Source organism: Thiopseudomonas alkaliphila (assembly GCF_001267175.1).
GTDB lineage: Bacteria > Pseudomonadota > Gammaproteobacteria > Pseudomonadales > Pseudomonadaceae > Oblitimonas > Oblitimonas alkaliphila.
Map to the genome: position 1 here is coordinate 2212982 of NZ_CP012358.1, position 23899 is coordinate 2236880.

The 23899-nt window shown below is 46.7% G+C and carries 20 protein-coding genes; 8 read left to right on the top strand and 12 right to left on the bottom strand.

Annotation, left to right across the window (positions count from 1 at the left end; translation table 11 throughout):
- Positions 1–100: 100 nt before the first annotated feature.
- From AKN87_RS10690 to hexR, 3 genes are all read left to right on the top strand, one after another.
- Entirely contained in the window at positions 101–1642 is a 1542-nt protein-coding gene (locus AKN87_RS10690) for a phosphoenolpyruvate carboxykinase (protein ID WP_053103412.1), read from the top strand.
- Between the two features lie 171 nt (positions 1643–1813).
- Positions 1814–3277, top strand: coding sequence for a glucose-6-phosphate dehydrogenase (gene zwf, locus AKN87_RS10695; RefSeq protein ID WP_053101110.1), 1464 nt, complete (start codon positions 1814–1816; stop codon positions 3275–3277).
- A gap of 89 nt (positions 3278–3366) precedes the next feature.
- The gene (gene hexR / locus AKN87_RS10700) at positions 3367–4218 is read left to right on the top strand and encodes a transcriptional regulator HexR (protein ID WP_053101111.1); all 852 of its coding nucleotides are present in this window, start codon (positions 3367–3369) and stop codon (positions 4216–4218) included.
- Between the two features lie 51 nt (positions 4219–4269).
- Here the strand turns inward: hexR and AKN87_RS10705 are convergent, their stop codons facing one another.
- The 11 genes from AKN87_RS10705 to AKN87_RS10755 all read right to left on the bottom strand — a co-directional run bounded on the left by AKN87_RS10705 (position 4270) and on the right by AKN87_RS10755 (position 14153).
- Positions 4270–4752, bottom strand: coding sequence for an acyl-CoA thioesterase (locus AKN87_RS10705; protein ID WP_053101987.1), 483 nt, complete (start codon positions 4750–4752; stop codon positions 4270–4272).
- 44 nt (positions 4753–4796) lie between these two features.
- Positions 4797–5204 (bottom strand): SMI1/KNR4 family protein, encoded by a 408-nt coding sequence (locus tag AKN87_RS10710; RefSeq protein WP_053101112.1) that lies wholly within the window; start codon positions 5202–5204, stop codon positions 4797–4799.
- 57 nt (positions 5205–5261) lie between these two features.
- Complete coding sequence (locus AKN87_RS10715) at positions 5262–5996, bottom strand: TerC family protein (protein ID WP_053101113.1); 735 nt, start codon at positions 5994–5996, stop codon at positions 5262–5264.
- A 6-nt stretch (positions 5997–6002) separates the two neighbouring features.
- Positions 6003–6581: a mechanosensitive ion channel family protein gene (locus AKN87_RS10720; RefSeq protein ID WP_053101114.1), complete on the bottom strand. Its 579-nt coding sequence runs from the start codon at positions 6579–6581 to the stop codon at positions 6003–6005.
- Positions 6578–8494, bottom strand: coding sequence for an ATP-binding cassette domain-containing protein (locus AKN87_RS10725; RefSeq protein ID WP_053103413.1), 1917 nt, complete (start codon positions 8492–8494; stop codon positions 6578–6580). Before AKN87_RS10725 ends, AKN87_RS10720 begins: the two co-directional genes overlap by 4 nt.
- A gap of 115 nt (positions 8495–8609) precedes the next feature.
- Entirely contained in the window at positions 8610–9098 is a 489-nt protein-coding gene (locus AKN87_RS10730; RefSeq protein WP_053101116.1) for a disulfide bond formation protein B, read from the bottom strand.
- Positions 9099–9162: 64 nt separating this feature from the next.
- A complete protein-coding gene (locus AKN87_RS10735) occupies positions 9163–10392 on the bottom strand; it encodes a heme biosynthesis protein HemY (RefSeq protein WP_053103414.1) in 1230 nt (409 codons plus the stop codon).
- Between the two features lie 2 nt (positions 10393–10394).
- Complete coding sequence (locus tag AKN87_RS10740) at positions 10395–11558, bottom strand: uroporphyrinogen-III C-methyltransferase (RefSeq protein WP_053103415.1); 1164 nt, start codon at positions 11556–11558, stop codon at positions 10395–10397.
- A gap of 3 nt (positions 11559–11561) precedes the next feature.
- A complete protein-coding gene (locus tag AKN87_RS10745; RefSeq protein ID WP_053103416.1) occupies positions 11562–12350 on the bottom strand; it encodes a uroporphyrinogen-III synthase in 789 nt (262 codons plus the stop codon).
- A complete protein-coding gene (gene hemC / locus AKN87_RS10750; protein WP_053101121.1) occupies positions 12347–13288 on the bottom strand; it encodes a hydroxymethylbilane synthase in 942 nt (313 codons plus the stop codon). The genes AKN87_RS10745 and hemC overlap by 4 nt, the downstream gene beginning before the upstream one ends.
- Before the next feature lie 124 nt (positions 13289–13412).
- On the bottom strand, positions 13413–14153 hold the full coding sequence (locus AKN87_RS10755) for a LytR/AlgR family response regulator transcription factor (RefSeq protein ID WP_053103683.1): 741 nt from the start codon (positions 14151–14153) through the stop codon (positions 13413–13415).
- A gap of 478 nt (positions 14154–14631) precedes the next feature.
- Between AKN87_RS10755 and AKN87_RS10760 the strand changes: the two genes are divergently transcribed.
- Positions 14632–15552 carry a coiled-coil domain-containing protein gene (locus AKN87_RS10760; protein ID WP_148561500.1) on the top strand — a complete coding sequence of 307 codons (921 nt, stop codon included), beginning with the start codon at positions 14632–14634 and terminating at the stop codon, positions 15550–15552.
- Here AKN87_RS10760 and AKN87_RS10765 read toward each other — a convergent pair.
- On the bottom strand, positions 15546–18329 hold the full coding sequence (locus AKN87_RS10765) for an ATP-binding protein (RefSeq protein WP_053103418.1): 2784 nt from the start codon (positions 18327–18329) through the stop codon (positions 15546–15548). The genes AKN87_RS10760 and AKN87_RS10765 overlap by 7 nt on opposite strands.
- 146 nt (positions 18330–18475) lie before the next feature.
- Between AKN87_RS10765 and cysM the strand changes: the two genes are divergently transcribed.
- Genes cysM through mazG form a run of 4 tightly spaced genes read left to right on the top strand, consistent with a single transcriptional unit; the run spans position 18476 to position 23884 of the window.
- Positions 18476–19360 carry a cysteine synthase CysM gene (gene cysM, locus AKN87_RS10770; protein ID WP_053101126.1) on the top strand — a complete coding sequence of 295 codons (885 nt, stop codon included), beginning with the start codon at positions 18476–18478 and terminating at the stop codon, positions 19358–19360.
- Positions 19357–20721, top strand: a complete 1365-nt coding sequence (gene rlmD, locus AKN87_RS10775; protein WP_053103419.1) for a 23S rRNA (uracil(1939)-C(5))-methyltransferase RlmD — start codon at positions 19357–19359, stop codon at positions 20719–20721. The genes cysM and rlmD overlap by 4 nt, the downstream gene beginning before the upstream one ends.
- Positions 20722–20759: 38 nt before the next feature.
- On the top strand, positions 20760–23003 hold the full coding sequence (gene relA, locus AKN87_RS10780) for a GTP diphosphokinase (RefSeq protein ID WP_053101130.1): 2244 nt from the start codon (positions 20760–20762) through the stop codon (positions 23001–23003).
- 26 nt (positions 23004–23029) lie between these two features.
- Positions 23030–23884, top strand: coding sequence for a nucleoside triphosphate pyrophosphohydrolase (mazG, locus tag AKN87_RS10785; protein ID WP_053103420.1), 855 nt, complete (start codon positions 23030–23032; stop codon positions 23882–23884).
- The last annotated feature ends 15 nt before the right edge of the window (positions 23885–23899 follow it).

A 23899-nucleotide genomic window follows, 5' to 3' on the forward strand; every position in this document is an offset into this window, starting at 1 on the left:
AAAAGCTGGCATAATTACGCACACAATTTTTCCATGTAGTGCCTAGCCTTTTGGCACTACAAAACTTTTGGAGGAGTCGGCACTTGCCGATGGGGACTACATGACGCAAGCAAAACCTGCTGTGTACACCAATATTAGTGCAGCTCAATTAGTAGAAGAAGCTGTATTACGTGGCGAAGGCACCTTAGCTGATACTGGTGCACTCGTTGTTAAAACTGGCCATCGTACAGGCCGCTCTCCTGCGGATCGTTTTATCGTACAAGAGGCAAGCACCGAAGCGCATATCGCTTGGGGCCCAATTAACCGTCCATTCTGTGCCGATAAGTTCGCTGCACTGTGGGATCGTGTTGAAGCCTTTAACAATGCACAAGATCACTTTGTTTCCCATGTACACGTAGGTTCTGCTGAAGCTCATTACCTACCAGTGAAAATGACTACGCAAACCGCGTGGCAGAACTTGTTTGGTCGTTGCTTATTTATTGAGCCAGAGACCTATAACCCAAGCAATAAAGATGAGTGGCAGATTCTTAACGTTGCCAACTTTGAATGTGTGCCAGAGCGTGATGGTACTAACTCAGATGGTTGCGTGATTATTAACTTTGCTGAGCGTAAAGTTTTAATTGCTGGTATGCGTTATGCCGGTGAAATGAAAAAAGCCATGTTCTCAGTGCAGAACTATCTGCTGCCAGCGGTAGATGTATTACCTATGCACTGTGCGGCTAATATCGGTGAAGAAGGCGATGTGAGCTTGTTCTTCGGTTTATCCGGTACCGGTAAAACCACACTGTCAGCCGATGAAAGCCGTTACCTGATTGGTGATGATGAGCACGGTTGGGGCGAGGGTGTAGTATTTAACATTGAAGGCGGCTGCTACGCCAAATGTATTGACCTGTCAGAAAAGAATGAGCCTGTTATCTGGAAAGCCATTAAATTTGGTGCAGTTCTAGAAAACGTTGTGCTAGATGAGCAACGCAGCCCAGACTACGAAGATGATAGCCTCACGCAAAACAGCCGTGCAGCTTACCCTTTGACTCACGTTGAAAAGCGTTCAGAGAAAAACTTTGGCGGTGAGCCAAATGCAGTTATCTTCTTAACCTGCGACCTAACAGGCGTATTGCCACCGGTATCTATCCTGAATAACGAGCAGGCGGCTTACCACTTCTTATCAGGCTATACCGCACTGGTAGGTTCAACTGAAATGGGTTCTGGTGAAGGTATTCGCTCTACTTTCTCTACTTGTTTTGGTGCGCCATTCTTCCCACGTCCAGCGGGTGAGTACGCCGAGTTACTGATCAAGCGGATTAATGCCTTTGGTTCTAAAGTGTACTTGGTGAACACTGGTTGGACCGGTGGTGGTTACGGCGTGGGTCAGCGCTTTAACATTCCAACCACCCGTGCAGTGATTGCTGCTATCCAAGGGGGTACATTAGTAGGTGCTGAAACTGAGCACTTGCCAATTATTAACTTGGATGTACCAACATCAGTTCCTGGCGTAGACAGCAACTTGCTCAATCCACGCAATACTTGGGCCGATAAAGCAGCCTATGATGCCGCTGCTAAAGAGCTAGCCGCTAAGTTTATTGATAACTTTGAAAAGTTTGACGTATCTGAGGCGATTAAAGCTGCAGGTCCTAAGCTGTAAGTTAGTTTTGCGTTACATAAAAAACCGCCTAATTCTGGGCGGTTTTTTATTGGTGGGCGATTTTCTTCAGCCTCAGGATCGTTTAGCGAACACTTTGCTGGGCGTCTAGGTCTGACTAGGTATTAGTGTTTAAGCCATATTGGCAGATGAATTTGCTCAAAGGAGAGGGTCATGAATCAGCAGCTGTTAATTTATGTCTTTGGTGGAACTGGGGATCTGGCGCTGAGTAAGCTCATTCCAGCGTTGTATGTCTTATTTAAAGATCGCTGCCTGCCAGAGCAGATGCAGATTATCGGAATTTCCCGAAAAAAAATGAGTGATGCTGAGTATCGACAGTTGACTGAAAAAAGCTGCCGCAGTTTTGAAGGGCAAGCCTTTGATGCGGCGAGCTGGCAGCAGTTTAATCGGCATCTAGCTTATCTTTCATTGGATGCGAGCCATGCTGCGGAGTATGCCAAGTTAAAAGCCCACCTTCTGCAACAGGCACCGAACGCAGCAGAGCGTACAGTGATCTATTATCTGGCTACGGCGCCGCAGTTATTTGCGTCTATTGCTAATCACATTGGCACGATCGGTTTAGCAGAAGCCAACGCACGAATTGTGATTGAAAAACCGTTAGGGCATTCCTTAGCTTCGGCATTAGCGATTAATCAGCAAATTGGTCAAAGCTTTGCGGAAGAAAATATTTATCGTATTGATCATTATCTAGGCAAAGAAACCGTACAAAATCTGATGGCATTACGCTTTGCCAATGCGTTGTTTGAGCCGGTATGGCGTGCAGCACATATTGATCATGTGCAAATTAGTGTGTTGGAGACGGTGGGGATTGGCAGCCGTGGTGAGTACTATGATCAAGCTGGCGCCATGCGTGACATGCTGCAAAATCATTTGCTGCAGTTATTGTGCTTAATTGCCATGGAAGCCCCTATGCGCTTTGATGCTGAAGCGGTGCGTAATGAGAAGGTTAAGGTACTCCAAGCACTTAAGCCGATCACCTCGGCCAGTGTGCAAGAGAAAACGGTGCGCGGGCAATATACAGCGGGCACGGTCAATGGTGAGTCGGTAGCAGCGTATTACTTTGAGAAGAATGTCAATAATGATAGTGATACCGAAACCTTTGTCGCATTGGAGGCTGAAATTGATAACTGGCGCTGGGCAGGCGTGCCCTTTTATTTGCGTACCGGTAAACGCTTAGCGCAAAAAACCTCAGAAATTGTGATTCAGTTTAAGCCAGTACCGCATTACTTATTTAATAACAATGCGGTCAATCGGTTAATTATTCGGCTGCAGCCAGAAGAGCGCATCACTTTAGAGTTAATGGCGAAAATCCCTGGCAAGGGCATGAATCTGCAGCCTGTAGCCTTGGATATTGATTTGGCCAATGCATTTAAAACTACCCGCCGTTGGGATGCTTATGAGCGCTTATTGTTAGATGTGATTGAAGCTGACTCGACACTATTTATGCGCCGCGATGAGGTAGAGGCTGCTTGGCAATGGGTGGATGGAATTTTACGCGCCTGGAAAGCCAACGCGAAGCAACCCAAAGCTTATGCGGCGGGCAGTGATGGACCAGAAGATGCGCGACAAATGTTAGCCCATCAAGGGCGGCAATGGTTTAAAGCACCAGCTAAATAAACTGTTGAACAATTAATAGCTGCGGAAAAAGTGTTTTTGTAGTATAACTACAGCCTCACTACATATTGATTTAAAGTTGAGTAGGTTGCGTGAATTTATTACAGCAGGTGGCAGAGTCCCGTGAGGTTCTGCGTAAGTCAGAACTTAAAGTCGCCGATTATGTACTCCAGCATCCCGCGGATGTGATGCATAGCTCGATGGCTGAGTTGGCGGCCGCCGTAGGTGTTAGTGAGCCCACCATTGTGCGTTTTAGTCGCGCTGTGGGCTGCGCTGGCTTTCAGGATTTAAAACTAAAGTTAGCGCAAAGCCTGGCTTCAGGGGCGAGCTTTGGTCAGTTTGAAATTAAAGAGTCAGATGCGGTTACTGATTTTTCGTTAAAAATTTTCGATACTACATTGCACACTTTGATGGAGGTACGTGAATCGCTCAATGTCGACGCCTTAGAGCGGGCGATTAAAGTAATGGCACAAGCACAACGGGTAGAGTTTTATGGTTTTGGTGCTTCAGGTGCAGTCGCCGCTGATGCCCAGCATAAGTTTTTCCGCTTATTGCTCACCGCTGCGGCTTACAGTGATCCGCATATGCAGGCCATGTCGGCGGTCACTTTAAAGCCAACCGATGTTGCCATTTGTATTTCGCAATCAGGTCGCTCGAAAGACTTGTTAACCACCGCTAACTTGGTGCGTGAAACAGGGGCGATTTTGATAACGCTATGTCCGAGTGAAACACCGCTGGCAGAGTTAGCCACAATTAACTTAGCGATTGACGTGCAAGAAGATACCGAAATCTATACACCGCTGACCTCACGGATTGCTCATCTAGTGGTGATTGATGTGCTAGCGATGGGCGTTGCCATGGCACGTGGGCCTGATTTAGTTAATCATTTGAAAAGCGTTAAACGCAGCTTGCGTAGTCTGCGTTTGTCGAATAAAACCAAGTAGAGTCGATATGTGTAAGGTTTCCCTGTGCTAAGAGCACAGGGAGTTAAGCGATTAGTCGTTCTTATTAATTTCGCGGTAGCGTTCATTCAGCTCTAGGCGAATTTGTCGACGTTGTTCTCCATTTTTAAAGCGGCGAATTTGCTCTGGAGTCTGTGGATTTAACGGTGGAACGGCCACGGGTTTGCGATCTTCACCCATGGCGACCATAGTAAAGAAACAGCTATTGGTATGGCGCACGTGTTTTTGTTGAATATTTTCCGTAATCACTTTGATACCAATCTCCATTGAGGTGCGGCCAGTGTAGTTAACTGAGGCTAAAAAAGTGACTAGCTCACCGACATGAATCGGTTGACGAAAAACCACCTGATCCACTGATAAGGTTACTACGTAACTTCCGGCATAGCGGCTAGCACAGGCGTAAGCAACTTCATCAAGGTATTTAAGTAAGGTGCCGCCGTGCACGTTACCTGAAAAGTTGGCTTTATCAGGGGTCATTAACACGGTCATGCTTAGGGTTGAAGCTCCAGGTGTCATCATCATCTCAGTTTTACAAAAGTAGTTAACAAATAAGCTCAAATTTAAGCATTGAGCCAGACTTCACTGCACCAGTCCCAGATCGACTCCCATTCTTCATCGGTGAGTTCTTGGGTGGCATAATCCCATGCATAAATAATCCCGTCAGGATCACTGGCATAAATTAGACTACCGGTGTCACAGACAGGCACTAAATAACGGGGTAAGCCTTGCTCCCAAGCTAAGGCAGTGACCTCAGGTAAATAGGTGTGGGAGTTGGGATCGCTGGCGGTGACTGGCTCAATCGAGCCATACACCACATCACTGACAGTGAGTAAGAATTGACGTAGATCATAAGGGATATGCAGTAAAATTTCCTCTTGAATTTCCACCAAAACTTCTTCATCAGGGAGTTCAAGGGGAACCGGTGTTGCTTCACAGCGCTCTCTGAGCAGCTCGATTACTTCTTCCATTACAGGGCCTCTAAGCACCACGGCAAATATTGCATGTGGTGTGTAATTAATCGGAAATTAGCTGAGGATTTTGCCTTTCTTTTTCAGCGCCCGTTGCCGCATGGTGATATTGAGCGCCTCAACGGCTAAGGAGAAGGCCATCGCAAAGTAGATATAACCCTTAGGCACATGCACATCAAAACTTTCTGCAATCAGTAAAGTGCCGACCACGATTAAAAATGATAAGGCTAATACCTTAAGTGATGGGTGTTGATCAATAAAATTACTAATCGGTGCAGCAGCTAACATCATTACCAATACGGAGCACATAATAGCTGCCACCATGACTGGTACATGCTGCACCAAGCCAACTGCGGTGATGACAGAGTCGAGGGAGAATACAATATCAATCAGTGCAATCTGTAGCATCAGCCCCATAAAGCCGCCAGTTGACGGTTTGGCCGTTTGTTCAGCGTTTTCGCCTTCAACGCTATGCCATACCTCGGTGGTACTTTTAAACAGTAAAAATAGGCCACCGAAGAATAAAATCAAATCGCGGCCAGAAATACTTTGTTCAAAGACGACAAAGAGCTCTTTGGTTAAGCCCATCACCCAAGAAATGGATAGTAATAATAAAATTCGCGTGATCATGGCTAATCCCAACCCTAGGGTACGCCCTAACTTTTGTTGGGTTTTGGGCAGGCGCGCGACCAAAATCGAGATAAAAATAATATTATCAATTCCCAACACAATTTCTAAGGCGGCTAGGGTAATGAACGCGACCCAAATTTCGGGATTAGTTAGCCATTCCATTTCAGGTTACTCATTGTCAGCTAAGGGAAGCGGACCGTTGGCACCACGCCAGCGGCGAATAATTTTTTGAAAAAATAAGCTATTAGGAATTTGCAGTAAGGCACCAGCATTACCTTCGGAAATATCTTCTAGGGTGGTGTAGAGCATATTAATAGCTACCACGCGCCCTTTAACGCCAGGCTTTTCTGCACTTTCTAAGACTTCCACATAGTCGCCAATCCGAAACGGGCCAACGGTAAAAATTAGTGCTGCACAGAGTAAATTCGAGAGCACACTCCAAGCGGCAAAAAAAGCAATGGCAGCAACGGCGACAAATCCGGTGAGTGCGGTCCAGAGCGCGTTGGCAGAAACCCCTAAGCGTTCCAAAATGAGCATAAAGGCACTACCGAGAATCAGCCAGCGAATGGCCCCACGCAGTGGCAGTAGCATGCTGGGTGGCATGTGATAACGCTCGGCTATGCGAGTGAAGGCGCGAGTTAAAATTCGTTGAATCAACCACGCCATCAGAATAATAAATAAAATTCTGCCACCAGGAATTAAAATGCCTAGCCAATCATTAGCCCAGACTTGAAAAGTCTCATTCATTCAGCTGTCTCCAATTGTTGCTGTAGCTCCTCTAATTGCTCAAGGCATTCGAGCCACGCCAGTTCGAGTTGTTCCGCTTCAGCTTTAAATTTAGCCTGCTCAGCGAGGCAGGTTTTAAGTTGATCCTTGGCTGCAGTTTCGTAGATTGATGGATTAGCTAATTGCTGCTCAATTCGCTGGAGGTGATTTTGGGTTTGATCCAGCTGCTGTTCTAACTTATCGGCTTGCTTGCGATAAGGCGCTAGTTGTTGGCGTAACGCAGCAGCTGCTTGACGTTGGGCTTTTCGATCAATTTTATTGCTTGCCTCAGTGGAGGCCACACTCGCTGGACTGAGCTGCTGTTGTCTGAACTCTGCCAGCCAGCGACTGTAGTCGTCTAAATCACCGTCGAAGGCTTGAACTCTACCATTAGCCACTAAGTACAGCTCATCGATGGTACTTTTGAGTAAATGACGATCGTGGGAAACCAGTAATAGCGCGCCTTCAAAAACTTGCAAAGCCATACTGAGGGCTTGGCGCATTTCTAAGTCAAGGTGGTTAGTTGGCTCATCTAGCAGTAGTAAATTAGGTTTGCCCCAAGCAATTAAAGCGAGGGCTAAACGGGCTTTTTCACCACCAGAAAAGTTGTGAATTGCCTGATCGCAGCGTTCGCCCCTAAAATCAAAACCACCTAAAAAGTCTCTAAGGGTTTGTTCGCGCTCACTGGGTGCGAGACGCTGTAAATGCAATAGCGGGCTAGCCTGCATATCTAAGGCATCCAGCTGGTGTTGAGCAAAGTAGCCAATTACCAGGTTTTCACCCAGCGTGAGTTCACCGCTTAATAGCGGCAGCTCTTGCACCAGGGTTTTAATCAGGGTGGATTTACCTGCACCATTAGGACCTAACAGGGCAATGCGTGCTCCAGGCACTAACTGTAATTGAATTTGCTGCAAAATAGTCTGCTGACCATGCCCCAGATCGGCATGCTTGAGACTTAGCAGCGGCATTGAGATTTTATCAGCTTCACGAAAACGAAAGTTAAACGGAGAGTCTAAGTGTGCGGGAGCTAAGGCCTCCATACGCTCTAGGGCTTTGACGCGGCTTTGGGCTTGCTTGGCTTTGCTGGCTTTGGCTTTAAAGCGGCGAATAAAATCTTCCATGTGCGCGCGCTGGGCTTGCTGTTTTTCAAAGGCTTGCTGTTGTTGCACGATGCGTTCGGCACGGGCACGCTCAAAGGCCGTATAGCCACCGCGGTACAAAATCAGCTTTTGTCGTTCAAAATGCACGATGTGATTGACTACGGCATCTAAAAAATCGCGGTCGTGGGAAATCAACAATAAGGTGCCAGGGTAACTTTGCAGCCAGCTTTCTAACCATAAAATAGCGTCTAGATCTAGGTGGTTAGTAGGCTCATCAAGTAGCAGCAAATCTGAGGGGCACATCAAAGCCTGGGCTAAGTTTAAGCGCATTCGCCAGCCCCCTGAAAAACTACTAACTGGGCGTTCCATTTGCGCCTCAGTAAAACCTAAGCCAGCCAGTAGTTTGCGGGCTCTAGAGTCAGCGGTGTAGCCTTGCAAGGCGTCAAAGCTGGCATGCAGCCCAGCGAGGGCTAAGCCATCGGCATTTGCCTCTGCGACTTGCAGTTGCTGTTGCACTTGGCGCAGCTCAGTATCACCGTCTAACACATAATCAATAGCACTACGCTCAAGGGTATCGACTTCTTGCTTCATATGAGCAATCCGCCAGTCAGCGGGTAAATCACAATGGCCAGCATCAGCCTGTAATTGACCACGCAGCAAAGCAAAGAGACTGGATTTTCCCGCCCCATTGGCTCCAATCAGGCCTAGTTTATGACCGGGATGGACGGTCAGTGAGGCGTCTTCTAGTAAGCGCAGTGGTCCGCGCTGTAGCGTCAGCTGATCAATTCGAATCATGAAAATACTCGTCGTAGAGTCAACCAAAGGCACCTAAGGGTGCCTTGGTAAAACTGAATTTTATCGAAAAAATAAATCCTGAGCTACAGGCGTAACCCCGTAGTTAGGCGAGTGACTAAGCTTTACGCAGAATCAGTAAGAGACTGAAAAGAGCGATTAAGCAGAAACTAAAAAAGCTTAGTTGAGCGAGGTTAAAGCCAAAAAAAGTCCAATCAATTTTGGCGCAGTCAGCTGTGCCATGTAAGGTTTTGTTAATCACATCAATTAAAGGAAATGCTTGAATCATATAGTCCATGGAGGGCAGGCAAGCAGGTAACTCATCAGCTGGTAAGGTTTGCAGCCACATTTGTCGTCCAGCAGTTGCCATACCTAAAGCACTAACCACTAATGTGCCCGCAGCATAGAGTTTACGACCTAAGGCTGCGGGATTATGCAGCGCTGCAATGAAAAAAATCAGACCTAAGGTAAATACTTCAATTCGTTGCACATAACATAATGGGCAAGGCTCTAAACCCACCACATATTGCAAATAATAGGCCCCAGCGATCAGGCCGCAGCAGCCTAGAAGACCAAGGATAAATAACGGGCGAAACGATGTGCTCATAAGGATAACCAGCAGGGATATAAGCGCCTTATCCTAGCGGTAAGAATAAGGCGCTGACAAGTTATTAAGAATCGGAGGGGGCCGGTAGTTGTTGGCTGCCTGCAGTAAGCTGCAAGCCTTCGCTGAACAGCTGATTACTGCGCTGAGTTTCACCTAGCTCACCGAGCAACTGTGCTAGCTCGACACAGGTCTGTGCTTGACGGGCATGCTGTAGGCTACGTTCAAAATAGTCTTTAGCTTTACCCCATAACTGATTTTTTACACATAAGCGGGCTAAGCAGCGTAATAAAATAGGATTGTTCGGTTGTTGTGGTAACCAGCTTTCTGCTAACTGTAGTTGTTTAGCGAGATCCGAGCCTGGAATACGGCCATAGAGTTCGATTAAACGATTATTTAATGACTGTTTAAGGGCTTGGCGTAGTAGCTGTTCAGCTTCGTTACTGGAGCCTAAACGATGTAGCTCAAAGCTGTAAGCCGCTAAGATTGCAGGATCATGACGTAACGAGTTAGAGAGCTGTTTCCATGCCTGTTGCAGTTTTTCGCGCGCAAGTTGTTGATCACTTTCTAACTCACAGCTTTGCTCAATCCGCCCAATCCAGGCTTTGCGCTCTAGCTCATCGAGCTGCTCTGGGGTCATGGTTTTAGCTTTACGTAGCGCTGGCAGTAAAGATAAAACCGTTGGCCAATCTTCTTGGATTTGCAGGACATGCTGCAATCGCTCTAAGACTTCTTTGTTGGTAGGGTAATTATGTTGCATGGCCATTAGCGTTTCCTGGGCAGCAAAACGATCATCCCTATACCATTGCAGCTCAGCATGGGTGAGTGCTACTGCTAGTTCGGCTTTTGGCTGGCGAGCGAGGGCTTGCTCTAAATAGCTTTCAGCCTCTTCAGAGTGACCTAGGCGCTCAGCGGCTTGGGCCGCGCCAAGTAGATAGACTAAAGGCTGTGGGTTATCACGGGCTGCTAGTTTTAAGTGGCGGAGAGCCGTTTCCCAACGACCTTCAGCTAGTTCAAGCATACCTTTTTCGGCCGCAATGCGAGCGCGACGACGGCGATTGAGGCTCGACCAAGGGTTTAAAACACCAGCAGAAATTAGCAACATAGTGAGTAACAGTCGTATGGCATATAGCGCTACACCAATAACCGCTAAAATAGCTAAAAAGACCCACAAACTGGACTCAAAACGATAACCTTTCCAAGCCAGCAGAACATAACCGGTGTGTTGGGTCATCATCACGCCAACGGCTGCGGCAATCACGATGGCGAGTAAAATAAATAAATAGGCGCGCTTCATAATTAATTAGCCTCTTGTTCAGTGGCTGCTTTAGGTTGTGCCCGTTGCTGAATATAGGTTTGCAGTGTGTGGATTGCGGCAGAAAGGTCAGGCATTTTCTGATTGACAGGTTGTTGGCTAAGTTCTTGTACCTGATTGCGTAAGGCTTGAGCAGGTTGATCTTCAGCGCTAAAAAACTCATCAATAATAGCTGCGGTTTGCTTGAGAGCGCCCTGATAGACCTCGGTTTCACCGTTTAGAGCGGCCCATTGCGCTTGTTCCAGCGCTAAGCTAAGGGATAGACGAACCTCAGTTAAACTTTTGCCGGCCAGCAGCGGCTTCAATACTTCACCGGTTTCAGTGCTGATGCGCACATATTTAGCCATTTCATCTTGCCATTCTTCCCAGCGTGTCGGTTGCTTAGTGGCTGATTTGGGGGCATCGGCTTGAAATTCAGGCAGAGCTGAAACCAAACTTTTAGCTTGGTCGCGTAGTGCACCTAAGCGCACAAATAAACCGGTACGATCCAATTTAGCTAGGCTATCTAGCTGGGTTAGATTTTTTGCTAGCGCTTCACGGGCGGCAAAGGCAGCAGGATCATTTTGGCTGTAGAGGATTTGATCTGCACCATCAATCAACACTCGAGCACTGCTAACATCTTGGAGGGCAGACAAACGTAAGCTGGCCATCCGTAATAAGTGCTCAGCTTCAGCTAAGCGCCAGTCTTGGCGACTTGAGCCTAATGCTAACTCGACCCGTTCCGCTAGTTTTTGCTGATCAGCTTGTAAGTGCGCCACTAGTTGACGCTCTTTGGCTAGCGCGTCGGCTTTAGGTAATGCGGCTAAGCGTTGCTCGAGCAGGCTCTGCTGCTCTGCTAATTGATTGTTTAATCCATCAATCGCTGTTAGCGCACTGTGTAACTCTGACTGTAGTTGTACAGTGCTGTCTGCTGGGTTTGATTGGCTTAAGCCCCAAGCCCCCAAGCCTAGACCTAAAATCGCGATGACTAAAGCGGCGCTGGCGAGGCCTTTAGCTGACTTTTCCGTGCTCTGAGTGGTTGCAGCGCTAGGTGCAGTATGAGCAGTGGTTGATTGCGAGCCAGTTGCATCTTTGCTGGAATGATTCGAGGCCGTCGCTGCAGTAGGCGCTTGAGCTGGCTTGGTTTCAGAATTAGGTGCTTGGCTCATGGCTTAATCCTTGTTCTTTAATAAAGATGAAGAGTGGTGCAGTGCGGCAATTAGTTTTTGGTTGCTTGCACCCTGACAATTAATAACCTGCTGCGCGCCTGCGTGTTTGGCGGTTGTCGCAACACGTGCACTGGGCACAAAAAGTGGCATGGCTTGCAGGAGGTTCCATTTATCTGCTGCTAACTTTAGCAAATTTAGTAGGCTTTGCTCACTACTAACGGCAATTCCATTGAGTTGCTCTTGGTTGATACGTTGAATTAACTCATCGGCTGCATAGTCAGGCAGATAGCGCTGATAAATCGGTAAAAAATCCACCTGTACTTGCTGCGCTTTTAACGTATTAGCTAAAAACTCACGCCCCGTACTACCGCGTACAATCAGTACCCGTGGCTGTACTGCTTGGGTTAGCGACTGTTGAAAGCTAGGTAGGGCCAGCAACGCTTCACTGTCATCCCCGTCATGGGGATCAGGCCAGTGCGTGACAAGTCCTTGTTGTTGCAGAATCTTTCCCGAAGCCGCGCCTACGGTAAACCAAGTTGGGTGTAGCGGTGGCTGCACCCAATAACGATCTAAGCGCTCAAGAATTAAGCGAGCAGCGGGTTTGCTGACCACCACAATGGCGTGATATTGATCTAGATTTAGCAATAGCGCGCGCTGCGCGGCTGTTTCAGCCAGTTCGCGCATGGCCAATAACGGCAAGCTGCTGCTATAAATTTGCTGCTCAGCCAGCTGCGCTGCTAGCAGAGCGCAGTCGGCAGCGGGCCGAGTGATCAATAAGCGCCATGCACTCATGGTGTTTCAGCGTCCTGATAAACTGCGGCTAAAATCTCGCCTGCGCCTTGGCTGAGTAAGTCTTCAGCGACCTGCACCCCCAATTGACTGGCTTGGGTGCGTGGAGCACGGGCTTGGGCCATCAGTAACTGACTGCCATCGGGCTGACCGACCATACCACGCAACCATAGTTGATCTTGTTCGAGTACGGCATAGCAAGCGATAGGCACTTGGCAGCCACCATTAAGATGCGTGTTTAGGGCACGTTCGGCGGTGACTCGATCAGCAGTATCGGGATCATGTAGCACAGCTAATAGTTGATGCAGTTCGTCATCATCGACGCGGCACTCAATACCTACCGCACCTTGGCCGCCAGCTGGAAGGCTATCTTCAACCGATAAATAGCTGCGAATCCGCTCAGCAAAGCCTAAACGCAGTAGACCCGCTGCAGCTAAAATAATGGCGTCGTACTCTCCCGCATCCAATTTGGCGAGACGGGTATTCACGTTGCCACGTAAAAAATTAATGGTTAGATCGGGGCGAAGTTTTAGTAGTTGGGCTTGGCGGCGTAAGCTGGAGGTGCCGACAATACTGCCTTGGGGCAGCTCGTCTAATGAAGAAAAATTATTGGAAACAAAGGCGTCGCGTGGATCTTCGCGCTCACAGATGCAAAATAACCCCAAGCCTTCAGGAAAATGCATAGGTACATCTTTCATTGAGTGCACAGCAATATCTGCCCGGTCTTCGAGTAACGCCAGCTCTAACTCTTTAACAAATAAGCCTTTACCGCCAATTTTCGCCAGCGGTGAGTCCAGTAGTTGGTCACCGCGACTAACCATAGGGACTAAGCTAACTTTAAGATTCGGGTGAGCTTTTTCTAACTCACTTTTAACAAATTCGGCTTGCCACAAAGCAAGCGCACTTTTACGAGTAGCAATACGAATTTCACGAGATGACATAGTTAAACATCCAATCCAAACAGTTCGGTGCGGCACAGCATGACACTCAAGGTCACACAACTAAATAAAGGATACAAGAATCACGAATGATAACAGGCAGCGCCAACGAATGCCGGATTCTTGTTTAACTGCCGTGCTCTTCAATGGCTTTACGGACTGCGCTGGCATGTCGGCGGCTAACATTTAATGGGTGGTCTAGCCCTTTAAGGTGAATTTGTAAGGCGTTACTGCTGGTTCGCTCTAGACGTTGAGCAGCATCTAAGTTAATCAGTGCATTGCGATGGATGCGTAAAAATTGATCACCCAGTTCTTCTTCTAAGAACTTTAAAGAGTCTTCGATCAGGACTTCTCCTTGGGTATGAATGACTGATACATACTTATTATCGGCAATAAAACAAATAACTGACTTAATGGGAACTAATTCATTGCCTTTGTGGGTTCTAGCTGAGATGTGAGTTCGTCCATGTTCTGTTGTAGTTTTGTTCTGTTTATTGAGTCGTAGTCGAATAAATTTAGCCGCGTTATCTAACGCCTTGTTTAGTTGCTCTAACCGGATAGGGGTAACTAGATAGCCTTCAGCGCAGGCATCAAAGGCTTGTAAGGCATACTCATCATGCGCTGTATAGAAAATAACAGCAGGGGGAGGGTTCAATTGTTTAAGTTGCGCGGCTGTTTCTAGTCCAGAAAGTCCTGAAATGTTGAAGTCTAACAAGACAACTTCAGGCACATATTGTTTAGCGAGATCAATGGTTTCTTGGCTGTTTCTAGCCTCTTTAGTCAAAACGTTATAGCTGTTGAACTGCTTTAAAAGGCGCAATAACCGCTCTTTTGCTAGAGGGGCGTCGAGAGCAATTAATACATTCATCATGATTGGATTCTCAGTCGGTTAAGGCATGGCTTGGTCTTTTTGAGCAGGCTTAATTTATGCACGAATCAAAAGGATTATTAGTAGCTAGCAGCATGTATAAGTAGCATTAAGCAAGGCTATTGCTCACACAAACTGGTTAATCACAGGTCAAAATATTGGCGCTTAAAGCCTGTAGGTGTCTTGCTTGAGACTTCCTTTTTGTTGGCTACGATGAGATAGCTTTAGCAATATAATCTTTGTTTTTGTTGATCGTTAAGTGTGCATTTAAACGATGCTGTTCAATAGTAGATAGCTTTAAGTCAGTGAGAGTTCCTGAGGCCTAGGAATAGAAGAACTGAGCAATAACACTTTTGAGTGTAGGGCCTAAGTTTTTTTAGGCTGTTTGAAAGCGTTATAGCGAGGCTAGCTATAGAAGGTTACACTCGAAATGGTTTGTACGTAAGGTAGAATGTGCTATCCAATTTAGGTGACTTGCATGCATAAAGATACAGCTCCTATTGACCCCGTTATTGGCGAGCTAACTACTCGTGAACTAGCTGATATAGGGCCTGGTCTATCCTCCAAGTGGTCTAGAGGTGGGACTAAGAAGAGGGGAGTGTACTGGCTTGCTGGGGGCCTTATACTGATAAGTGTTTGCATTGGGTTTTATTGGCAGCAACAAAGCATTAAACAGTTAAAGCAGTATTTACTTAAGGCAGAAAAAATAACACAGCAGAGACATGCGGTTGATGAAGAGCAATTCGCGTTGACTATTCAACAAGCTACGGCAAAACTGCAGTTATTGACATCACATTTAAAACAATTGAAACAGCAATTTGTAATGCAAGGGCAACAATATACCGTCATGCAGCGAGAGTTAACCTTGCTTAAAAATCAACAAGCGGAACATGCCTCTTTGGGGATTAGTCTTTCTAAGTTAAAGCAGCCATTTGCAGAGCTGAAAGCTGAGCAGTTAGAAATACAAAAAAAATTAGCTCAGTTGCAGCAGTTATATGAGCAGCAACAAACTGAGCAAAAGAGTAAACAGGAAGCGATGCAAGAGTTAGCAGACTCTTTGAGCAGGCAACAGTTGTTTCTATCAGAGCTCAAGAGGCAGCAGACAACACTTAGCGTAGATATAGCAGACTTCTCGTCGTCTCATGTCGAGCAGCAAGCTTTAGTGAATCGTATTTTAAAGATAGAGCAGCAGCTAGAAAAAGCATTGCAAGAGTCGCAAAGTCATGCTGATTTAGCCTCATTAAAAGCGGATAATTTGTGGCTTAAAATGGAGTTTGAGCAGTTACAGGCTCAGCATAAAAAAAGCTTGGACTTAGAAAAAGTAATCATGAAACAAGAGTTTGATGCTTATAAGACGCAGTTCAATCGACGCTTGTCTGAGCTTGAGCGCAATCAGTGATTGAGCGGATTTACTTTGCCACGGCATTCCGACATCACACGTTCAATACAGTGTATTAGTACGTTTATTTCTTGATTAATCTCGCCGCCCGGTTTTTTAAGTAAAGCTTCACAGAGTTTGCATTGCGCGCGCAACTGAGGGACTCCACAATATTTGGTAGCGCCATGTAAACGATGTATACGTTCCAGTAAATTGTCGCGCTCGCCTTCAGCTAGAGCTTGTTGAATATAATCACGATCAGCAGGCAATGAATCTAGTAATAACTCTAATAAGTCCAAAGCTAACTTTTTACGCCCCCCAGCTAGTTGAATGCTTTCTGAGAAATCAAACACAGCAAGTTGTGGCGTATGATTGGTTGCTGCAGTTTTTGATAGTGCGATATCGGTTTGAGCTGTGTGTGGCTGAGTGATTAGATGGCCTGTCCAGGTTAAAATAATTTGAATTAATGTTTGTTCATTTACAGGCTTAGTAATAAAGTCATTAAAGCCACGTTGTTTTAAGTCTCGGCGTTCTTCAATAAATGCATGGGCGGTGACTGCCACAATAGGAGTCGGTGAGCGGTTTGCTTCTGTTTCCCAAACGCGCATTTTGTGCATAGTTTGTTTGCCATCCAAGCCAGGCATTTTAATATCCATGAGGACTAAATCTGGAGTATTACTCTTGAAGGCTTCAAATGCTGACCAGCCATCACTAAAGCTGAGGACGTTAAGATGCATTTCTTGTAGCAGTGTGCTAATAAAAGTTAAGTTGGCTGCATTGTCATCGACACACATTATAGTGATAGCGTTAGTGGTTAACGGCTTTATTTGACGGCTTGTTAACTTGTGAGTTAAGAGCGGACTGGAGTGTTGATGAAACAGCTGCTGGATCTGACGTAAGGCAACAGGTTTATGAAAAATTTGTGCCGTATAGTCTGATAAATGCTGTTGATAGACCTCTAACTCAGTAGTTGAGCAAATGAGTAGGGTAAAACAATGCTCTGCTTTTAACGTGTCTAAATAATCTTTTAATAGATATGGAGAATGCCGACGCGTATTGACTGATAAAATTGCGTAGCGGATGGGAGAGGTACTCTTTTTAGAGTCTTGAACCTGTTGCACAAGATGTTTTAAATCATCAGCAACCATAGGTGTTAGTCCCAGCTCTTTTAGCTGTAAATGAAGGCTCTGTCGCGCTAATAAATGCTCTTCGAAAGTAATCACACAATCGTTCTCTAAGTGTGAGAGAAGAGTAGGTTCTGCGTCTGATAAAGACTTTTTAAGTGGTAAGGTAAACCAGAACTCTGAACCAATATTCGCTTGGCTTTTAACCCCAATAGCGCCTCCCATTTGCTCAATGAGATGCTTTGAAATGCTTAAGCCTAATCCTGAGCCCTGCGCATGATGGGGCATGTTGCTATGTACCTGCTTAAAGGCTTCAAATAAGCTTTTTAGCTCGCTTTCTTGCAGGCCAATACCCGTATCTTGTATACAAAAGCGGATTAATGAGGTGTCCCCTTGTTCCTCTTCTAGCATGACGCGTATTGCTACATGCCCCTCATGGGTAAACTTAATAGCATTACTGATTAGGTTAGTCAGTACTTGCTGGAGTCGTAGGGGGTCACCAATAAAACTATTAGGTGTGTCTTGATAAATGAGCTGAATGAGTTCTAATTGTTTCTCATGAGCGCTGGTGGAAAGTAGCATCAAAGTGTCATGTAAAATATCTCTTAAACTAAAGGGCATATTTTCAAAAATAACTTTGCCTGCTTCAAGACGTGAAAGATCTAGTACCTGATTTAGAATGCCTAGTAAGTTTTCGGCTGAGGTCTGAATGGTATCCAGGTAGTTCATCTGTCGACTAGATAGCTCACTTTTTTTCAAGAGGCTAGTAAAGCCTAAAATACCATTGAGCGGGGTGCGAATTTCATGGCTAATACTGGTTAAAAATTCGGTTTTAATGCGACTGGTCTCTACGGCTTCTTTACGCGCTTTATTCAACTCAATATTTTGTATTTCAATGGTTTCAAGGTTGTGGCGAATATCTAAGGTTGACTGTTCAATGCTATTTAGCATGTCTTCTTGCGCATCTTGAATTGCAATAAACATTTGATTGAGCTTTTTAGCTAGTTGGTCTAAGTCAGGGCACCCCACAGGAGCAATACGCGTACTAAGGTCTCCAGCACTAATTTGTGAGATGTTATGAGTAATAGCGCGTAATGGCTTAATCATTTTTTCGGCAAAGCGTGCAGCAAGAAAGCCTGAAATGGCAAGGCCTAGCAAAATGATAATTAAAGTAATTAGGCCAATACGATAGCTATCTAGCAAAGTAGCTATATGTGAAACTTCGAGCTCTAGCCAGCCTAGAGGTTGGTCTATAGGAGCTGCGCTTAAAGGTTCGGTGTGGAGTGGGTAAATCGGTAAAATCAGCATTGAATATTGATAGCCGCTTACAATTTGTAGGCTACTACTGTAATAGCTGGTTTTATGCTGAGTGGCTGGACCTACTTTAACAATGGGGTTTCCATGGGCATCATGAAAGTGAACAGCGCGCACATCATGATTACCTAATATCTGTTGGGCTAAGATATGTAAGGTTTCAGTATCTTTCTGGGCTAATGCTACATTGCTTAATCGAGCGGTTTGCTCAGCAATAATGTAGGAGCGCTGCATTAATTGGGCTTCTGCTTGATTAACCAGCATCCAAATAAAGCCAACACCTAGGCTCATAGCTAGTAAAGCAGCAGGGAGTAAAGTGAAATACAGTACACGACTTTTGAGATTCAAGCGGCTGAGCACAGACTTATTCCTAGTTGCGACTAAATGAGATAAAATCAAGGTGTTTATACGGTTTGGTTATAAGTGGCCGATAAGTGACATTATCAGTTAAAGCAATTAGGCGGTATTATGCCTGAATTATTTATTAGCAGATTTAGAAATCGACCATGAAAACTACCTATCCTACCGTAGCCGACTATGTGGGACAGACCCCTTTAGTGCGTTTGCAGCGCTTGCCAGGTCAAACCAGCAACACCTTATTAGTAAAGTTAGAAGGTAACAATCCTGCAGGATCAGTTAAAGATCGTCCTGCGTTGTCGATGATTGAGCATGCAGAGCGTGCGGGTAACATTGCACCGGGGGATACCTTAATTGAAGCCACCTCAGGCAATACAGGGATTGCCCTAGCAATGGTGGCGGCAATTAAAGGTTATCGTATGGTGTTAATCATGCCGGATAACTCCACTGCCGAGCGCAAAGCTTCAATGAGTGCCTACGGTGCTGAGTTGATCTTGGTTGAAAGTATGGAAGCAGCGCGGGACTTAGCCCTAGAGATGCAAGCTAAAGGGCAGGGTAAGGTGTTAAATCAATTTGCCAATCCGGATAATCCATGCGCGCATTATCTGAGTACTGGCCCTGAAATTTGGCAGCAAACCGACGGGCAGATTACCCACTTTATTAGCTCGATGGGCACCACTGGCACCATTATGGGGGTGTCGCGCTATTTAAAAGAACAAAATCCACAAGTACAGATTGTGGGTTTGCAACCCACCGAAGGGGCTTCTATTCCAGGTATTCGCCGCTGGGCTCCAGAGTATTTGCCAGAAATTTTTGAGCCAGCACGGGTAGATCAAGTGGTCGATATGAGCCAAGAGCGTGCTGAAGAGTGTATGCGTCGTTTAGCTCGTGAAGAAGGCATCTTCTGTGGCGTATCTTCTGGTGGTGCGGTTGCTGCTATGCTCGACTTATCCGAACAGCTAGAAAATGCAGTGTTGGTGGCGATTATTTGTGATCGTGGTGACCGTTATCTATCCAGCGGTTTATTTGCATGAGTCAGGGTAAAGGCGGTTTACGCTTTCAGCCAGCAGGTGGCGCTAGGCAGGCCAAAATACCCGTGGGGAAAAAACAAACGTTGCGCATTGAGCGCTTAGCCCACGATGGCCGCGGAATCGCTTTTGAGCAAGGGCGTACGTGGTTTGTAGCTGGCGCTTTGCCAGAAGAGCAGGTGCGAGCTGAGGTCTTAGCGGTGCGCAGTAAGGTTGTTGAGGCCAGAGCGGATCAAGTGTTAGCGGCTAGCCCGCAGCGTCAGGCTGCTTTTTGTCCACACTATGGCGTCTGTGGCGGCTGTACCTTGCAGCATTTATCCAGTGAGCAGCAGCTCATCTTTAAACAGCAAGCAGTACAGGAGTTATTGGCGAAAGAAGGGCTACAGCATTTGCCTTGGCAGCCAGCTATTACTGGGGCGGCTCAAGGCTATCGACGAAGAGCGCGGATAGCCTTGTATTTTTCACGTAAAACGCGTCAGCTTCAGGTTGGGTTTCGTGCTCTAGGCAGCACGCAGATTATCGCGATTGATAATTGCTCGATCTTAGAGCCAGCACTGCAGCAGCTATATCAAGCCTTGCTGCCGATATTACAGCAGCTAAAACAGCCAGAAGTATTAGGTCATTTAGAGCTATTTAGCGGTGATCAGCTGGCATTCTTTTTACGTTTAGTTAAGCCCTTAGCTACTGCTGATCAGCAGCAACTAGAGCAGTTCGCTAAGCAGCAGCGCGTGCAGTTTTGGTGGCAGCTTGAGGCTGAACCAGTACTAGCTGCAGAGAGTGGATCCAGTCCTGATTTAAGCTTTGCTGTAGAGCCAGGCAACCTACATTTGCAGTGGCGTCCGGGGGATTTTATCCAAGTGAATGCCGAAGTGAATCAGCAGATGATTCAGCAGGCGCTGGAGTGGTTAGAGTTAACGCCTAACAGTAAGGTTTTAGATTTGTTTTGTGGGCTGGGTAACTTTTCATTGTCCTTGGCGCAGCGGGCAAAACAGGTGCTAGGTATTGAAGGGGCAGCGGCCATGGTGGCGCGTGCAGCAGACAATGCTGTACGCAATGGATTGACGAATGTTGAGTTTATTCAGGCAGATTTAACGCAGCCATTATCTGTGCAATTACATCGAGCCGACTTTGATCGCATCTTACTTGATCCGCCGCGAGAAGGGGCTTATGAGTTGGTGCAGTCGTTAGCCGAGTTTAAGGCAGCCAACATTGTCTATGTGTCTTGTAATCCAGCCACTTTAGCCCGAGATGCAGCAGTCTTAGTGCAGCACGGGTATACTTTGCACAAAATTAGCGTGATGAATATGTTCCCGCAAACGGGGCACATTGAAACCATGGTGTCCTTTCGCTTGTCCGAGCACACCTAGGGTTTATTTACTGAAAGACGAAACAGGATTGCACAGCTATGGTACAGGTGCGCGCAGATCAGCCTTTGTTGGCTAACGGGCGAATTGATTTATCCCGTTGGGTAGAGCAACTTTGCGAGTTTGATGACACTCTTGATCATCAAGCCTTGCTAGAGGCATGCGAGTTTGCCGAGCAAGTTGAGCATAAACAAGGCGCCAGTGATAAAAAGTGGAGTGAAGATAGCTCGAGCCTAAAAACTGGCTTAGAAATTGCGCAGATTTTAGTTGATCTCAAACTGGATCAAGAAACCTTAGTTGCTGGGATCTTGTACCGTGCGGTGCGTGAGGGCCAAGTGCAGCTAGCTGAAATTACCAGTCAGTTTGGCCCGGTAGTGGCTAAGTTGATTGATGGCGTATTGCGCATGGCAGCGATTAGCAACAGCATGAATCCGAAGGACTCAGTGGTACTAAATGCCCAGACTCAAGTCGAGAATCTGCGCAAAATGTTAGTCGCCATGGTGGATGATGTACGGGTAGCCCTGATTAAACTGGCAGAGCGTACCTGTGCGATTCGAGCGGTAAAAAATGCGCCAGAAGAAAAACGCTATCGAGTTGCCCGCGAAGTATTTGATATTTATGCGCCACTGGCCCATCGGTTGGGCATCGGTCATATCAAGTGGGAGCTGGAAGATCTTTCATTTCGTTACCTAGAGCCGGTGCAATATAAGCATATTGCCGGTCTCTTGCATGAGCGCCGAATTGACCGCGAGCAGTACATCAACGCGGTGATGGACGAGTTAAAGCAAGAGTTAGATAGCGCCGGCATTGAGGCTGAAATTAGCGGCCGAGTAAAGCATATCTACTCAATTTGGCGCAAAATGCAGAAAAAAGGGCTGCGTTTTAACGAAATTTATGATGTGCGGGCGGTACGGATTTTAGTCCCACAGGTACGTGACTGCTACACCGCGCTGGGCATTGTGCATAGTTTATGGCGCCATATTGCCCGCGAGTTTGATGATTACATTGCCAACCCTAAAGAAAATGGTTATCGCTCCTTACATACCGCTGTGATCGGGCCAGAAGGTAAGGTGCTTGAAGTGCAAATCCGTACCCAAGCCATGCATGAAGAAGCAGAGCTTGGTGTTTGTGCTCACTGGCGCTACAAAGGCACCGATGTGAAGGGCAATTCGGATCATTATGAAGAAAAAATTGCTTGGCTGCGTCAGGTGCTGGAATGGCATGAAGAGTTGGGTGACATTGGCGGTCTAGCTGAACAGCTGCGCGTAGATATTGAGCCGGACCGAGTGTATGTGTTTACGCCCGATGGTCATGCGATTGATTTGCCGAAGGGTTCTACTCCGCTAGATTTTGCGTACCGGGTACATACCGAAATTGGTCATAATTGCCGAGGGGCTAAGGTTAATGGGCGAATTGTACCGCTGACCTATAACCTGCAAACCGGTGAGCAGGTAGAGATTATTACCGGCAAAAATGGCTCTCCTAGCCGTGATTGGCTCAACAGTAACTTGGGCTATGTCAATACCAGCCGTGCTCGGGCAAAAATTGTCCACTGGTTTAAATTGCAAGATCGCGATCAAAACGTAGTGGAAGGTAAGCAAATGCTTGAGCGTGAGTTAACGCGATTGGCTTTGCTACCCGTTAACTTTGAGCGATTAGCTGAGCGCTGCAATTTAAAAAACAGTGAAGACCTGTTTGCCGCTATTGGTGCCGGTGATGTGCGGTTAACCCATGCGGTCAACTTAGCGCAGCAGTTAGTTGAGCCAAAAACGCCGACTGAGCCAGCGGTGCCTTTAATCCCACGTAAACCAACCCAGCATGCCGGTAGTAAAGATGAGGTGCGAATTGAAGGGGTTGGCAACCTGATGACGCAAATGGCGGGTTGTTGTCAGCCGCTGCCGGGGGATGGCATTGTTGGCTATATCACCTTAGGACGCGGCGTTACTATTCACCGCCAAGATTGCGCTACCGCTTTGTTACTTGCCAGTAAAGAACCTGAACGCATGATTCAAGTGAGCTGGGGCAGTGAGCCGGTACAAACCTATCCGGTGGATATTCAGATTCGTGCTTATGATCGTTCGGGCCTGCTGCGTGATGTGACGCAGATTTTACTCAATGAAAAAGTGAACGTATTGGCGATGCAAACCCACGTCAATAAAGAAGAAAACCGCGTGCAAATTCAATTAACCATTGAAGTATCAGGGTTAGATAGCTTGGCGCGCTTGTTGGTGCAAATAGATGGCTTGCCGAACGTGATCGAGGCTCGTCGTCAGCGTTCATCCTAGTATTTGATGAGTGAGAGAAAATAACCATGGCTTGTTTGTCTGCAGCCGAGCAGCGTTACCAGTTACAGGATTTGTTATATTTAATGCAGCGTTTACGGGATCCTGAGCACGGTTGCCCGTGGGATCTTAGGCAAGACTACGCCAGTATTGTGCCGCATACCTTAGAAGAGGCCTATGAGGTAGCAGATGTCATCGAGCGAGAGGCATGGAGTGAGTTGCCAGGCGAGCTAGGCGATTTGTTGTTTCAAGTGGTGTATTACGCCCAGTTTGCTAAAGAGCAACGGCGCTTTGAGTTTGCCGATGTGGTGCATAGCGTGACGGCAAAATTAGTACGCCGCCATCCCCATGTGTTTCCTGCAGGTACGCTGTATGGCGCGCAGGATGCGCCGCGTCTGAGCGAACGACAAATTAAGCAGCGCTGGGAGCAAATTAAAGCCGAAGAGCGTGCTGAGCGCGAAGCGCAGGCCGGCGAAAGAATTCCACAGCAGTTGTCCTTATTAGATGATATTCCTCAGGGGTTGCCTGCGCTTACTCGCGCGGTAAAATTACAAAAGCGTGCGGCCAGTGGTGGATTTGACTGGGACCAATTGCCCCCGGTATTTGCCAAGCTGCAAGAAGAAATCGCCGAGGTTGAGCAAGCAGTAAGAGCGCAGGATGCGACGGCAATTCAGGATGAAATCGGTGATGTACTTTTTAGTGTGGTTAACTTGGCTCGGCATTTATCGGTAGATCCTGAACAAGCCTTGCGTCAAGCGGGGAAAAAATTCGAGCAGCGTTTTCGTTCGGTTGAGCAGCAAGCAGAGGCGACAGGTAAACGCCTGAGTGATTTTTCTTTAGTTGAATTAGAGGCGTTTTGGCAGTTAGCCAAGCAAGCGCAGTAATACTATTTTTGGGTT